The sequence below is a fragment of the Nocardia arthritidis genome, assembly GCF_011801145.1.
Taxonomy (GTDB): Bacteria; Actinomycetota; Actinomycetes; order Mycobacteriales; family Mycobacteriaceae; genus Nocardia; species Nocardia arthritidis_A.
Window position 1 is genome coordinate 5,778,906 of the sequence record NZ_CP046172.1, and the last position, 15,253, is coordinate 5,794,158.

The following is a 15,253-nucleotide window of genomic DNA, read 5'->3' on the forward strand; positions in this document are numbered from 1 at the left end:
ACCGATCAAGATCAGGAACCGGTGAGCGACGGCTCTCTGGTTTCGGCGACCGCTTCCGTCGCGCTCGGCAGCCGCCTGCTCGCGGCGAGGTACAGCAGCACTAGCAGCACGCTGAACCAGACATAGGTATTGCCGATGACGTGCTGCCACGGTGTCCACGCCAGCTCGCGTTTATCGTCGCCGGGCAGCCAGTCCTGCGGACCGTAGACGAATATCGCGGCGGTCACCGCGCTCGTCACATACCAGCCGATGGCCTGTCGCGACGGCAACCGGGTCGCGTAGCCGACCATGGCCAGCAGCGCGGGCGCGATCCACACCCAGTGGTGCGACCACGAGATCGGCGAGAGCAGCAGCGTGAACACCGCGTTGAACGCGAATGCGAGGGCGGGCATGGCCGCGGCCCTGCGCATCGCCGTCGCGACCAGCAAGAGCAGTACGACGCCGATGGCCAGCCAGATCAGCGTCGAAGTCGGCTTGGTGAAGCCCAACCGCGTCAGCATGCCCTGAATCGACTGATTGGTACGGAATGCCGAACCGCTCAACCCGGACAGATTGCCCATACCGCCGAACCAGTACCGCACCGATGCGGCGGGCAGCACCGCGAACGCCAGCAGCGTCGCCACCGCACCCGACACCGCCGCGGTGGCCGCCGCCTTGTACTCCCGGCGCACCAGGAAATACAGCACGAACGCGGCCGGGGTCAGTTTGATCGCCGCGGCGACGCCCACCAGGATGCCGCGCCGCCAGCGCGGCTTCTCGGTCAGGCAGTCCGCCGCGACCAAGGCCATCGCGATGATGTTGACCTGGCCGAAGTCCAGCGTCTGATGCACCGGCTCCAGCAGCATGGCCAGCGGCAGCGCGCACGCGCCGACCAGCAGCGCGGTCCGGCGCGCCGACTCGCCGGACCAGACCCGGCGCGCCACAAGGTACAGGGTGAGCGCCAGCCCGAGCACCGAGGTGATGAAGAACGCGACCTTCGCGATCCCCCACGGCAGGAAGGCGTACGGCCCGAGCGCCAGCGCCGCGAACGGCGGATAAATGAACGGCAGCCCGATGCCGAGGGTCGTCGGCGGCAGCGTGCCGTACATATCCCGGCCGTGCCACAGCGCCTCGACGCCGAGGCGGTAGACCTGTAGATCGATGAAATCGCCGGTGATCGAGTTCAGTGGCCATAGCGGCACGTACTGGTAGACCGCGGAGACTACGACCAGGACGGCGGGAATCAGCCACACGACGGGCCCGAAGCGACGGTTCACTGAATTCGGCCTATCGGGGTGGTCACACTAATCATCCGGAGCGACTATACCGACCCGGGTTCCGTCATTCGAACCGTGGGTCGAGATTGATCTTCGATTACGTTTTGCCGTTTTTCGCACGATCGCTGGCCGGTCGCCGCACACTTGGGCGAAACGCCGTACGAGAGAGGCGTTTTCATGCGGGAGCAGTTATGAATGCAGCATCGAGCGGTGACGAGCCTTCGACTTCGGCCGACGAACGGCGGCTCGCCGAACTCGGTTACAAGCAGGATTTGGTCAGGACCTGGTCCGGCTTCTCCAACTTCGCCATCAGCTTCACCATCGTCTCCATCCTCACCGGCGGCCTCGCCAGTTACGGGATCGGGCTGGCCAACGGCGGGCCGATCACCATGGCCTGGGGCTGGCCCCTGGTCTCGGTGCTGGTCCTGTTCGTCGGGCTCGCGATGGCCGAATTGGCCTCGGCGTATCCGACCTCCGGCGGATTGTATTGGTGGGCGGCCGAATTGGGCGGTCCCGTGTGGGGTGGTTCACCGGCTGGTTCAACCTGATCGGGCAGATCGCGGTCACCGCGGCCATCGACTACGGTGCGGCGGTATTCGCTACCGCGGTGCTGAACGTGATCGGCATCGATATCGGAACAGACCGCACCGCAATATTTCTCGTCTTCGTTGTCATTCTCGTGGCGCATGCGGTGCTCAACGCGATCGGCACCCGGTTGTCGGCGCTGATCAACAATGTGTCCGCATGGTGGCATGTGGCCGGTGTGCTGATCTTCGTCGCCGTGCTCGGCATCGGAGCGAATCATCACCAGAGCGCCGGATTCGTCTTCACCAAGACCGTGGAGAACAGCGCGATCGGATTCGGCGGGGTCGGATTCAGTTTCCTGCTCGGCCTGCTGCACGCGCAGTACACGTTCACCGGATACGACGCGTCCGCGCATATGTCGGAGGAGACGCATGACGCGGCGCGCAGCGCGGCCAAGGGCATCATCAACACCATCGTCGTCTCGGCGGTCGCGGGCTACCTGCTGATCCTGGCGGTCACGTTCGCGATTCCCAACCTCGACGACGCGTTGAATCCGGATAAGAACAGCGGCTATCCGGTGATCTTCATCCTGCGCAACTCGCTCGACTCGTTCTGGTCCGGGCTGCTGCTGATCATCGCCGCGGTGGCCCAGCTGTTCTGCGGCTACGCGTCGGTGACCGCGGCCTCCCGGATGCTGTTCGCCTTCGCCCGCGACGGCGCGGTGCCGGGATCGGCCTACTGGTGCCGACTTTCGGCGCGCAAGGTGCCGGTGCACGCGGTGCTGTTCATCTCCTTCTGGGCCTTCGTGCTGCTGATCCCGTCGATGCTGGTGCCTGCGGCGAACGCGCCGACCGCCTATGCCGCGGCCACCTCCGTCGCCACCATCGGCCTCTACATCGCCTACGGCATCCCGATCCTGCTCCGGCAGTGGCACGGCGCCCGATTCACAACCGGCCCTTGGCAACTCGGCACATGGTATCGACCGGTCGGCATCATTTCGCTGGTCTGGATCGTCGTCATCAGCGTGCTGTTCATCCTGCCGACCGATGCCAAGGGCTTCCCGTGGAACGACGGATTCACTTGGAACGCGGTGAATTACGCGCCGATCGCGCTCGTGGCGGTGGTCGGCGCGATCACCGTCTGGTGGCTCGCCTCGGCCCGGCGCTGGTTCACCGGCCCGCGCCGCACCGTCGACGAAACCTCCGTACCCGTCTGATCCGAGTACAGTCGCGCCAATGCGCGACCAACCCGACCTCGCATCCTGGCACGCCTGGCAGGAAAGCCCTTGGGGGCGCCTGCGTTACGCACTCGCGGAGACGAACCTGCTCCGGCATCTGCCGCCGGGCCCGCTGCGCGTCCTCGATATCGGCGGCGGTGACGGCGGCGATGCGCTGCGGCTCGCCGCCCACGGCCATCGCGTGACGATCGCGGACCCCAACGCGACGATGCTTTCCGTGGCCGAAAAACGGGCCGCCGCAGCCGGATTCACGGAAACGGTGCGGTGCCTACCGGTCGCGGCGGGCGAGATCGAGGACGGCGATTTCGATGTGGTGCTGTGTCACAACGTGATCCAGTACTTCGACGATATCGCCGCCGGTGTGCGCACCGTGCTGGGGCCGCTGCGCCACGGCGGGATGTTCTCGATGATCGCGGTCAACCGCGATTCGGTCCCGCTGATCACCGCGGTGCGCCGGCTCGATCCGGCGACCGCGCTCACCGAACTCGATGCCACCCGCCAGCGCAGCGAGGTCTTCGGCGCCGAATTCGCACTGCTCACCGCGGCCGAACTGCGCGGCATGCTCACCGATGCGGATGCGGAAGTGCTGGCGCACTATGGAATTCGCAGTATCTGCGATCTGCAGAGCGATACTGTCGACAAGGCCGATCCGGCCTACTACGCCGATCTGCTGCGCCTGGAGTCGGCGGTGACCGATCGTGCGCCGTATCGGGACATCGCCAGATTATTCCAACTGGTCGGAACCGTTCCGTGAATCCGCTTACGGCACAGCGGATTTCATCCTATGACCGGTTCTTATATGCTACGACTGCCGATTGATCGCCTCCGTGAACGCCGCCGCGTGCGGGCCGGTCCATTCGAATTCGACCCGTGCGGGTTCCGCCGGACCGTGATTGCCGATGGCCGGTCCCGGAACGATCGATTCGGCGAGTTCGCGCAGCTCGGAGAACGTGAGCGCGCCACCGCCACGCAGCTGCCAGTGCACCTCCAACAACGGCATCGGTTCCGCGTTGAGCAGCGCGACGAGCAGATCCTCGGTGCCGATGTAGTTGTGGCCGTGTTCGGCCGCGATCTTGGCGGCCCGGCGCAGCGCGATGATCACTCCGGGGGCAGCGCCGGTGATGGTCGTGACGGTGGTGTCCCGGTCGGTGCTGGTCACAGTGGCCCCTTTCGATCGAACAGCTGAATTCAGACCACGCTACCGAACACCGGCGCGCTCCGGTGCAAAGTCTGAAAACCTTATGCCCCACAAACTTTGGCCGACCGATCAATACTGTCGCGGGTTCCGCTGCGGCACAGCGGAACCCGCGCGACGATCAGGCCGGCTCACCGAACCAGCGGGTGAGCGCATCGGCGAGACCCGCGGTGCTCGCATCGTCCGCCGCCCACGCCACATAACCGTCCGGGCGCACCAGCATCGCGGTCGTCGGCCGCGGCAGCACCGGCTTCGCCGTCACCACTCGGACCCGGTCGGACCATTGCGCCGCAATGGATTTCACCTCGGTGGCGGCGGACATATCGAGTAGCACACCGCCGCCGTCGCCGAAGTGTTCACCGAGCCGGGTGCCGTCGGACAGTTCCAGATCCGGTGCGGCGGCGCCGATCAGCGGATGCCCGCCACCGAGGTCGTAGCGGTGCAGCACGCCGGAGATCTTCTTGAAGATAAACGTCGTCCCGTCGGTGGTGCCGATCAGGTCCGACATCACCCCGCGCAGCGCGCGGGTGCGCGGATCGAGTCGCATCAAAGCGACCTGTGCCCTTGTCCATTCGAGCACCCACGCACCGATCGGATGCCGCTCGGCGGTGTAGGTGTCGAGCAGCTCCTCGGATACCCGGCCCGCGATCACGGCCGCCAACTTCCAACCGAGATTCACCGCGTCGCCGACGCCGAGGTTCAGTCCCTGCCCGCCGAACGGTGAATGCACGTGCGCCGCATCGCCGGCGAGCAGCACCCGGCCCTTGCGGTATTCGGGCGCCTGCCGGGTGTTGTCGGTGAATCGGGTCGCCGACTTGACGGCCGAAATCTCCACCGGCACACCGGAAACCCGGCGCAGGCTGGCCTCCAGCTCCTCGCGGGTGATCGGCGCGTCCCGGTCGGTGGGCGGGCCGTCGAGCTCGACGGTGAGGAAGCGCCCCGGCGTCGGACCGTAGACGTAGATGCCGTTCGGGGTGGACTGCCAACCGATCCGCAGGCCATCGGTGTTGGCGACATCCGCGATCGCCTGATGCCCGGTGATCTCCCCATCGAGACCGGGGAACTCGAATCCGGCGAGCTTGCGCACCGTGCTGCGGCCGCCATCGCATCCGATCAGCCAACCGGCGTGAATCACCTTGTCGCCCAATCGGATCGAGACACCGTCGCCCTCGTCGGTGAAATCGGACAGCTCGGCACCGCGCCACACCGGGATACCGAGATCGGCCGCCCTACGCCCCAATATCGCCTCCATCTGCTGCTGCGTGATCAGAAAGGCCTCGCCCGCCGGGCCGACCTCGGCGAAGGCCGGGTCGTCCGGATCGATACCGTCGCCGGACAGCATGATGCCCGCGAAGTGGCCGATGATCGGCCTGCGTTTGACGCCCGGCCCGTCCACCAGCCCTCGATCGAAGGAGGGACTGATCGGTTTCCCGGACAGCGCGAAGGTCCGCAAACCCTCGACGGATACCTGCTGCGCGGCCAACAGCTCCGGCAGCAGACCGCGCCGATACAGCGCCTGCGCGGTCGGCACATTGATCGCACCCGCCTTCAGCGTCATATCCGGTTCCGCCAGCCGCTCGACCACCAGCACGTCCACCCCGGCGAGCCCGAGTTCACAGGCCAATGTCAACCCGACCGGCCCCGCGCCGACCACCACCGCATCGAATGTCTCATTCATGAAACCCACTGTGCTGGGCCCCGATTGCGATCGTCTTGCACCGGCTTACACCGCGCTTGCGCGCACCCGGGCGCGCGGACGCGGACACATGCTGGTAAGCTGCTACCCAGGCGTCGATCGCCGATTCGCCCGGGTCGGGCACGTTCTCCAAGGTTTCAGAGTATGTGTAACCGCGAGTTACAGTAATTCTCGCGTGCGCAGCCTCGGCCGGAAGGTGAATCCGGACAGTCGCACCGCGTCTTCGAACCGCGCATTGTCTGTACGCGGCGTGCACCATAGAGACGAGGTGCGGCAGCTTCTGGAGAAGCGATGGTCATGATCGACCCGGCCATCGATCACATTCGTCCGAATGGACGATTGCCCTCGATGTACCACAGAACGAAATTCCGTGCGCATTGGCGAGTTTTTGTCAGGCGCTGACGCAACCGGCGGGGGCGGTCGTTTTCGTATTCGCCCGAACGGATTACCGTCGAAGATGCGCGGCGGTGGCCGAATCGGCAGCAATCGCAACACCTCTTGACCTCGCTGAATACCGACCAGTTTGCAAATTGTTCGCCCGCATCCGATGAATACTGAATCCCATTTCCAATGGCAGGACCATCGAATCCGCAGGGCGCGCGGACACATTCGAATTCGTTCGCCGCGGACGCGGACTACCGATCGCTGTCACGGTTCGGTCGCCGCGTGGAGTTTGCCCCGCCCGATCGACGGTCGACGAGTACGGTATACCCGCGCAAACATGGGTGAGCCGTACCGGTGGAAAGGCGGGGCGCGACATGAACGGGCCGTATTCACAGTGGGATGCCCGGAATTCGTCGGAACATCTAACGCTGGCCGCCCACTACCGCAGCGCCGACCCGATCCGCTGGAACGGCAGCATGGTCTACCCGATGTACACCGAGCAGATCGCCGGCGATCCGGCCCTGGTCACGCTGACATTGCTGTCGGCAGCGCCGCCGCTCGGCGTGCGCGGACTCGGCATCGGAATGTCCATGGTCGACGCCTATGTCGGGCTGGACGGGCGCAGACTCGGTGGCGTCGACGTCTGGAGCGACGCACTGGCCACCGGCATCACCTTCGAACTGGTGCCGACCGAGCCGAGCGCCATGTTCACCCTGACACCGGTGTGGGTCGACGCCGACGGCGCGCAACAGTCCTGGACCGGCAATTACGGCATCCTCGTCGAACCGACGCCGAGCGGTTCGCTGGTGCTGTGGTGCAGCGTCGGCGCGGGCCCGGCCAACTTCGCCAACCTCGTCGTCGAATTGTCAACCGGCAAAGGTAAATACGAGATCGGTGCGGATACCGACGCGCACACCCATCCGCAGCCCGTTGTCACCGTCGACGACGAACCCGCCGATCCCGGCTACCGCAGCGCCCTCTACGACCTCGGCGTCGCCATGTACAGCCGCGGCGAGGAGGAGCACGCCTGCGGGCTCTGGGCGCAGGCCGCCGAGGCCGGACATGCGGGCGCCGCATACGATCTCGGCGTCGTCCGGTTCCGTCGCGGCGATCTGGCCGCGGCCGAGCACTGGTGGCGCACCGCCGCCGACCGCCGCGAATCCCGCGCCATGTCCGGACTCGCCGAACTCCTCGACCGCCAGGGCAACCACGCCGAGGCCAGGGTGTGGCGCGCCTGCGCGGCCGAGGAACGCTCCACCGATCAACCGGTGACCTAGCGCCCGCGCAACTTCCGATACAGCGTCAGCCAACTGTCCGGCGCGACCAGCCCGACCGGCATATCCGCATCGATTCCGGCCGCCGCGCACGCGTCGCGCACGACCCCGGCCGGATAACCGCGGCGCAGCGAACGGGCAAGGGAGCCACCGACTCCCGAGAATCCGAGCTCGACAGTCCTCCGGTAATACCGGAAGTCGGCCATCGGGAGCAGCGGTTCGGGGCGCCTGCGCAGCAGCAGCACACCGGCATCGACCCGCGGTACCGGATCGAATGCGAACCGGCTCACCTTGGGACCCAATTCCATTGTCAACCAAGGCCATTGACCAACACTGAGTCTGGTCCAGCGCCCGTACGCACCGGCGTACTTGCGCGCGAACTCCAGCTGGGTGAGCAATGTGGCCGAGGTCAGCCGACGGGCGGCCAGGCACCAGCGCAGGATATCCGTGGAACTGCCGAAGGGAATATTCGCCACGACGGCGAACGGCTCGCGCGGCACCGGTGCGGCTCGAAAATCCATGTGGTAGCACCGGATTCGCGGATCATCGAGGTATCTGTCGCGCAACAGCGCGGCATAGCCGGGATCCTTCTCGTAGGCGAGCAGGCGGCGGCAGCCGACCAGTTCCCTGGTCAAAATCCCTGCGCCGGGGCCGATTTCGACGACGAGATCGTCGGCCCCGACCCCGGAGGCCCGCACGATGGCGCGGGCGATACCGGTATCGGTGAGGAAATTCTGGGAAAGCCTTTTACGGGTGCGCACCCCGGCTTCGCGGGCATGCGGCAGCGAACGATGACGGGACATGGGTGTCCTCCAGAAACGGAGCGGTCGAATCAGGAAAGGTGTGATTCGCCCGGACCCATGCCGGGGCAGCGGTGATCAGCTATGGATGACGGTGCGATGCCCCGGCCGCGTCCGGGTCGCCGCGCGCAGTCGGATATAGAACGCGCACACGGCGTACGCGCCGTTGATCCCTGGACTGCCTCCCATGCCCGCAAACCTACGGCAGGCACCGCCTGCCGGGAAACCTATTTATTCGGCCGAGATCGGCCGACTTGTCACCGCATCGGATTACCATGCGAAAATGGCGCGTCCCGCATCGCCGGGTGTTCGGGCGACGGTGGAATCGGGTCCGTCGCCGGGCGATTCGCTGGGCGGGGTGGCCGAGGTCGTCGAACGGTTCACCGACGCGTGGCGCGGCGCGGATACGCCGCCGCCGCTGCTCGATTACCTCCCCGACTCCCCCGCGATCCGCCGGGTCACGCTGATCGAGCTCATCAAGATCGATCTGGCCAATCGGTGGTCGCGCGGAACCGAGCCGAAACGCCTCGCCGACTATGTCCGGGAGCTGCCCGAGCTGAGCACCTGGCCGCTGCCGCCGGATCTGATCTACGAGGAGTTCCATCTGCGCAGGCGGGCGGGCGGCGACGTCCGGGTCGTCGATTACACGGCCGCGTATCCGGAACAGGCGCAACAACTTTCGGAAATGCTGGCCACCGACGACTATCGGAGCACGCTGCTGAATCCGGGTGAGCCCGCCGGATTGGACGAGTTGGAGCCGGGCCGGACGATCGACGATTTCGACCTGATGACCGGGCTCGGCCGCGGCGCGTTCGCGCGGGTGTTCCTGGCGCGCCAGCGCTCCATGCAGCGGCTGGTGGCGGTGAAGATCTCCCGGGATCGCGGCGCCGAACCGCAGACGCTGGCCCAGCTGGACCACGACTATATCGTGCGGGTCTTCGATCAACGGGTACTGCCCGGGCGTCTCCGGCTGCTCTATATGCAGTACGTGCCGGGCGGCACGCTGTTCACCGTGCTCGAAAAGATAAGGCGCACACCACAATCCGAACGCAGTGGGGCGCTGCTGCTCGCCACCGTGGACGAGGTGCTGGCCGCGCGGGGCGAGATCCGTCCCGCCGAATCGGCGGCCCGCGCGGAGCTCGCGGCACTGTCCTGGCCGGAAACCGTCGCCTGGCTCGGCCGCCGGATCGCCGTCGCGCTCGACTACGCGGGGCACCACGGCGTGCTGCACCGCGACGTCAAACCGGCCAATGTGCTGCTCACCGCCGAGGCGCTGCCGAAACTCGCCGATTTCAATATCAGCTTCAGCGGCAATGTCTCCGGGGACAGCCCGGTGGCCTACTTCGGCGGTTCGCTGGCCTATATGTCGCCCGAGCAACTGGCGGCCGTGCATCCGGACCGGCCCGCCACCGCCGCCGATCTCGACACCCGAAGCGACCTGTACTCGCTGGCCGTGGTGCTGTGGGAATTGCTCACCGGCACAAAGCCGTTCGGCGACGAGGCGGCCGACGGCGGGGACCGCACCGCGCTCGACGGCATGCTCGAACGCCGCGCCGCCATCCCGGAATCCCTCCCCTACGAACAACTTCCGCCGGACTGCCCGCCCGCGCTGCGCCGGGCGCTCACCAGGGCGCTCGAACCGGATCCGGGGCGGCGCTGGCCGAGCGGCGCCGATTTCGCCCAGCAGCTCGACCTATGCCTGGACGCGCACGCCCGCGACCTGGTGGACCCGCCGCCGCGCAGCTGGCGGCTGCGCGCCCGCCTGCTCATGCACCCGATCATGGCGCTGGCCATCGGCGTGCCGAACGCGCTGGCGATCCTGTACTCCTACAACCATATCCGGACCCTGATCATCGACAGACTGGACGCGGCGGCGCAGCGCCGCTTCACCGAATACGCGGTCACCACCTACGCCATCTGCTTCGCCCTGGGCGTGCTGGCCTCGAACGTGCTCATCGCCAGGCTGTGGTCGATGACGCTCGGCCTGCGCCGCGGAAAGACATACGACACAGCGACTCTCGCACGGGCACGCGCGGACACCCTGCGATTGAGCGCGCGCATCGAGCTGATCTGCCTGGCGCTGTGGGTGCTGGCCGGGGTACTCGTTCCGGTGTCGGTCGAATTGTCCGGCAACCACATTCCCACGGGTTCGTACGCGCACTTCTTCCTCACCCAGCTCGTCTGCGGCGCGATCGCCGTCGCGTATCCGTACTTCCTGGTGAGCTGGTACGCGGTGCGTTCGGTGTATCCGATGTTCCTGCCGCACGGTGGTCCCGGCCGCCCCGATTCGGTCCAGCTGAGCCAATTGGACCGGCGCAGTACGCATTTCCTGGCCGTCGCCGCCGCGGTGCCGCTACTCGGCGTCGCGGGCGCCACCTTCGTGCCCGCGACCGACCTGCCCGCGGTGCTGGTGCCCGTGCGGGTGCTCGGGGTGGGCGGCGCGCTCGCCTTCGTCGGCGTCTACTGGGTATTCCGTTCGCTGGAACGGGATTTGGCCGCGCTGCGGCGGATCGTGCGACGCTGACGCTCAACCCGGCTGAATCAGCGTGCGCTTCAGTATCTTTCCGGTGGCGTTGCGGGGCAGCGCGTCCAGGAAGGTGACGTCGCGCGGCACCGAGAAGCGGCTCAGCCGGTGCCGGATGTAATTGCACACCATCTCCCGGTCCAGCCCGAAACCCTCCCGGGTCACCACGAAAGCAGCCAGCCGCTGACCATATTCGGTATCCGGCACCCCGACCACCGCCACCTCGCTGACCTGCGGCAGATACGCCAGCGCCTCCTCGACCGGGCGCGGGAAAACGTTCTCGCCACCGGAGATGATCATCTCGTCGTCGCGGCCCGCGACGTACAGCAGATCGTCCGCGTCGAGATAGCCCAGATCGCCGGTGTCGAGCATGCCCGCCGATTCGGTGGGCGGTGTCGCGTCGGTGTACCCGTCGAACAGCATGTGGTTGCTGACGAAGATGCGTCCGGTGACGCCGTGCGGCACCGGACGCAGATCCTGGTCCAGCACGGCGAGTTTGGTGCCGAGCGGCGGGCGGCCCGCGGTGGTCGGCGCGGCGCGCAGGTCGGCCGGGTCCGCGATGGTCGCCCAGGACACCTCGGTGGAGCCGTAGATGTTGTAGAGCACGTCACCGAAGGTGTCGAGGAACCGCTGCACGACCGGACCGGCCAGCGGCGCACCGCAACTGGCGACGATGCGCAGGCTGGACGTGTCGTAGCGGGCGCGCACGTGCACCGGCAGATCCAGGATGCGGTTGACCATAACCGGCACCACGATCATCGAGGTCACCTGCTGTTCGGCGATCAGCCGCAGGCAGTCCTCGGCGTCGAATCGCTCCGGCAGCACGACGGTGGCCCGGATCGGCGTGCTGATCTGCAGCGCCGACAGACCCCAGGTGTGGAACAGCGGCGCCGGGATGAGCATGGTCTCGTCCATCCGGAACGGGATCCGGGACAGCAGCGCGGCGATGGTGCCGAAACCCTTGGGCTGCGGGCGTTTCGCGCTTTTCGGGGTGCCGCTGGTGCCGGAGGTGAGCACGATCAGCCTGCCGGGATGGGGTGGCCGGGTGAACCGCGGGGAATCCAGCGCGATCAATTCCTCGACCGTTGTCGGACCGGCGCCGGTGCGGCGGGAAGTGGAGAATTGATGAATCTCCGGAGTGAGATATTTGATCAACGAACGGTATTCGTCGTCGACGAAAATCGCGGCGAGTGAATGCCTTTCGACGACCTCCTCAATCTGAAGCGCCGACAGTCCAGTATTCAGCAATACCGTGTCGACACCCAATTTCCCTGCGGCGACCATGGTTTCGACCATTGCCACCCGATTGCGGGATAGCAGGCCGACGGCGTGCTGGGGCCCGAAACCCAGTGCGGCGAGCGCACCGGCGAGCCGATGCGTCCGCTCGTGCACCTCGGCGAAGGTGTAGGTGGCGTCACCGTCGACGATCGCGGGCCGCGTCGGGGTGTACGCCGCCGCGGCCGCGTATCCGCCGGCCAGCGTGAAACCCCATTTGGCCAGTCCGCCGAGCTGTTTCAGCCCGCGATCGGGGCGCAGGCTGCGCACCACGCCGGTGGTCATCAGCTGTTTGTAGATGCCGACCTGCAGCTTGGCCTGCGAATCCTCGCCGTTCACCAGCACCGAATCCGGAGTGCCCGCCGCGGCGGCCGCCATCCGGGCCAAACCCGCACGGGTCCAGGCGATCACGGCGTCGCGACCGTGACCCGCGATGACCTCGTGCACCCGGCCGACGCCGATATAGGTGACGGTGATCTTGGTCTGCCGATGGTCACCGCGTAACCGGACCGAGGCGAATCCGCCGTGGCTCGGACACCGTAGCTCGAAGGTTTCCGGCTCTTTGCCGATGGCGAGATGTACCGGGGGCAAAGCGATTTCGCCTCTGGATCCGGCGCGGATCAACAGCAGCGGATGCGGCCCTGCGGTTTCCGCGCGTTCACAGACACCAACCCACTGGAACATTCGCGAATAGGTCTGCGGATCCATGAGCAGATCCCAGATAACCTTGCGCGCGACAGCGAACTCCGCATCGACAGTGATGACATCGGTTACCAATGGCGTGCATTTCTGGTCGGCCGACCCGTCCCCAATGGATCGGCATCGTTATGTATTTGTACCCACCGGTAACACTACGGTCAAGTAAGTGTCGCCGATCTGTCGAATTGCCTTCGCGCATACCGGCCGGTTGGGCGTCGCGCACATGGCGACGCACCGGCCATCAGCATCAACAACCGGTCGGTTCGTGTCGTTACGGCGGTGTAAGCGGGCTCGACACCGTGCGACTCATGGCACCATCCAGGACAGGACGGGGGTCGACTGGAGGACGACCAGCACGCACATGCCCGCCAGGAACAGCAGGCTCCAGCCGAGTACCCGCCGGAATATGTCGCCCTCCTTACCCGGTAAGCCGACGGCGGCGGCCGCGATGGCCAGGTTCTGCGGTGAGATCATTTTGCCGAGAACGCCACCGGAGCTGTTCGCGGCGGCCAGCAACGTCTGCGACAGGCCCGCCTTGTCGGCGGCGGCCACCTGCAGCGCGCCGAACAGCGAATTGGATGAGGTGTCCGATCCCGTGACGGCGGTGCCGAGCCAGCCGAGTATCGGCGACAGCAGTGCGAACACCCCGCCCGCTCCGGCGAGCCAGGCGCCGAGCGTGATGGTCTGGCCCGAGGCGTTCATGACGTAGGCCAGGGCCAGGACGGCCAGCACCGTCACGATCGCCCAGCGGAGTTGGCGCAGCGTTGCGCCGTAGGCCCGCAACGCTTTCGGGATGGATACCGACAGCGCCGCCATGGTCAGCAGTCCCGCCACCAGTATCTGAGTACCGGGTGAGGTCAGGATATTCAGGGTGAAGGTGACCGAACCGAGTTGTGCGCCTTTGGCATTGAACAGATGTAGACCGGGCCAGGCGAATTTGCGGGTCGCGTGATCGAGCAGTGTTTTGATCGGCCCGACCTGCCCGAGACCGAAGACGGCGATGATGATGAGGTACGGCGCGTAGGCGCGAGCGATCTCCCGCCGCGAATCGGGATGTTGGACGCGGCGCGCGAGGTCATCCGGCGCGATCTCCGTAGCAGGGACTGCACCGGCTTCTCGTCCGGGCGCGATGTCCGCGGCAGCGACCGCACCGGCTTCGGGCGCGATGTCCACCGCGGCGCCCGCGCCGACCCGCGCCGGATCGGCTGTCGCCGGCGCGGCGGTGCGCCGCACCCGGAGAAATACGACGACGGCCGACGCGGAGACCAGGGCGGCGACCACATCGGCGAGCGGCGCCGAAACGAAATTGGCTGTCGCATACTGCGCGAGCGCGAAGCAGACACCGCAGATCACGGCCACCTGCCACGTCTGCCGTATCCCGTTCTTGCGATCGACGATGAAGACGAGCACCAGCGGAACCAGCACCGACAACACCGGAGTCTGCCGTCCGACCATCGCCCCGAGCGTATCGGCGGAATGGCCGGTCACCGCGCCGAGCGTGACGATCGGCGTCGCCATCGCGCCGAATGCGACCGGCGCGGTATTCGCGGTTAGCGCGAGGACGGCGGACTTCATCGGCGCGAATCCGAGGGCGATCAACATGACGGCGGTGACCGCGACCGGGGTGCCGAAGCCCGCGAGCGCCTCCATCAGCGCGCCGAAGCAGAACGCGATGAGGATGGCCTGCACCCGCTGGTCGTCGCTGAGGCCGGCGAACGATCGGCGCAGCACATCGAAATGCCCGGTGGCGACGGTCATGTTGTACAGCCAGATCGCATTGATGACGATCCACAGAATCGGGAAGAACCCGAACGCCGCACCCTCGGATCCGGCGAGCAGCGCCTGGCCGACGGGCATTCCGTACACCCAGATCGCGACGATCAGCGCCGTGCCCAGCGCCACCAACGACGCGATCCACGCGGCCCACCGCAACACCCCGAGCAGCGCGAAGAGCACCAGTAGCGGCAGCGCCGCGACGAGCGAACTCCACGCGAGTGAATGGGCCAGTGGATCGAGCACTTGCTGATACATCGCGAAACCTCCAGAACCGAGCAGAGCCCGAGCACGGTCCGATTAGCCGCCGGTCTACGGCAGGTGGTCGGCCGGTACCCGGCAGCTGAATTCTGGTCAACTATCGAGTGTTCGGTGGTTTGTTTCGCGACAATGCGGCCGGATCAACACCTCTGAAGTCCGTGAACGGGTGTGCGACCGGCATCGCCCGCCCGAGCCCGGATACTGATCCGCATGCCGCTTCTCACCGAACCCGTCGCCACCTCGCTCGCTTGGCGCAGCCGATCGAGCAGGCAAATCGGTCCCGACGAGCAGCGCTCCCCAGTACTAGCTGATATTTGCTATTCGGCTGGTGTACAACGCAATTGGGGATCCTTC

At 66.6% G+C, this 15,253-nt stretch carries 9 protein-coding genes and 1 pseudogene; 4 read left to right on the plus strand and 6 right to left on the minus strand.

Going from position 1 to position 15,253, the window contains the following annotated elements:
• Window positions 1-11 precede the first annotated feature (11 nt).
• On the minus strand, window positions 12-1,256 hold the full coding sequence (locus F5544_RS25960) for a glycosyltransferase 87 family protein (protein ID WP_238846661.1): 1,245 nt from the start codon (window positions 1,254-1,256) through the stop codon (window positions 12-14).
• Between the two features lie 191 nt (window positions 1,257-1,447).
• Here F5544_RS25960 and F5544_RS25965 point away from each other — a divergent pair.
• A pseudogene (locus F5544_RS25965) lies at window positions 1,448-2,997 on the plus strand (amino acid permease).
• Between the two features lie 19 nt (window positions 2,998-3,016).
• Window positions 3,017-3,772: a class I SAM-dependent methyltransferase gene (locus tag F5544_RS25970; RefSeq protein ID WP_167475608.1), complete on the plus strand. Its 756-nt coding sequence runs from the start codon at window positions 3,017-3,019 to the stop codon at window positions 3,770-3,772.
• A gap of 48 nt (window positions 3,773-3,820) precedes the next feature.
• Here F5544_RS25970 and F5544_RS25975 read toward each other — a convergent pair whose 3' ends face one another.
• A complete protein-coding gene (locus tag F5544_RS25975) occupies window positions 3,821-4,177 on the minus strand; it encodes a Clp protease N-terminal domain-containing protein (protein WP_167475609.1) in 357 nt (118 codons plus the stop codon).
• Window positions 4,178-4,334: 157 nt separating this feature from the next.
• Window positions 4,335-5,891 (minus strand): FAD-dependent monooxygenase, encoded by a 1,557-nt coding sequence (locus F5544_RS25980; protein WP_167475610.1) that lies wholly within the window; start codon window positions 5,889-5,891, stop codon window positions 4,335-4,337.
• Between the two features lie 776 nt (window positions 5,892-6,667).
• Here F5544_RS25980 and F5544_RS25985 point away from each other — a divergent pair.
• Window positions 6,668-7,570, plus strand: coding sequence for a tetratricopeptide repeat protein (locus F5544_RS25985; protein ID WP_167475611.1), 903 nt, complete (start codon window positions 6,668-6,670; stop codon window positions 7,568-7,570).
• Here the strand turns inward: F5544_RS25985 and erm are convergent.
• The gene (gene erm / locus F5544_RS25990) at window positions 7,567-8,370 is read right to left on the minus strand and encodes a 23S ribosomal RNA methyltransferase Erm (protein ID WP_167475612.1); all 804 of its coding nucleotides are present in this window, start codon (window positions 8,368-8,370) and stop codon (window positions 7,567-7,569) included. The genes F5544_RS25985 and erm overlap by 4 nt on opposite strands.
• A gap of 280 nt (window positions 8,371-8,650) precedes the next feature.
• Between erm and F5544_RS25995 the strand changes: the two genes are divergently transcribed.
• Window positions 8,651-10,891, plus strand: coding sequence for a serine/threonine-protein kinase (locus F5544_RS25995; RefSeq protein WP_167475613.1), 2,241 nt, complete (start codon window positions 8,651-8,653; stop codon window positions 10,889-10,891).
• Between the two features lie 3 nt (window positions 10,892-10,894).
• Here the strand turns inward: F5544_RS25995 and F5544_RS26000 are convergent, their stop codons facing one another.
• Together F5544_RS26000 and F5544_RS26005 are read right to left on the minus strand one after the other, a co-directional pair.
• Window positions 10,895-12,874 (minus strand): AMP-binding protein, encoded by a 1,980-nt coding sequence (locus tag F5544_RS26000; RefSeq protein WP_167475614.1) that lies wholly within the window; start codon window positions 12,872-12,874, stop codon window positions 10,895-10,897.
• A 297-nt stretch (window positions 12,875-13,171) separates the two neighbouring features.
• The gene (locus F5544_RS26005; protein ID WP_167475615.1) at window positions 13,172-14,896 is read right to left on the minus strand and encodes an L-lactate permease; all 1,725 of its coding nucleotides are present in this window, start codon (window positions 14,894-14,896) and stop codon (window positions 13,172-13,174) included.
• Between the last annotated feature and the right edge of the window lie 357 nt (window positions 14,897-15,253).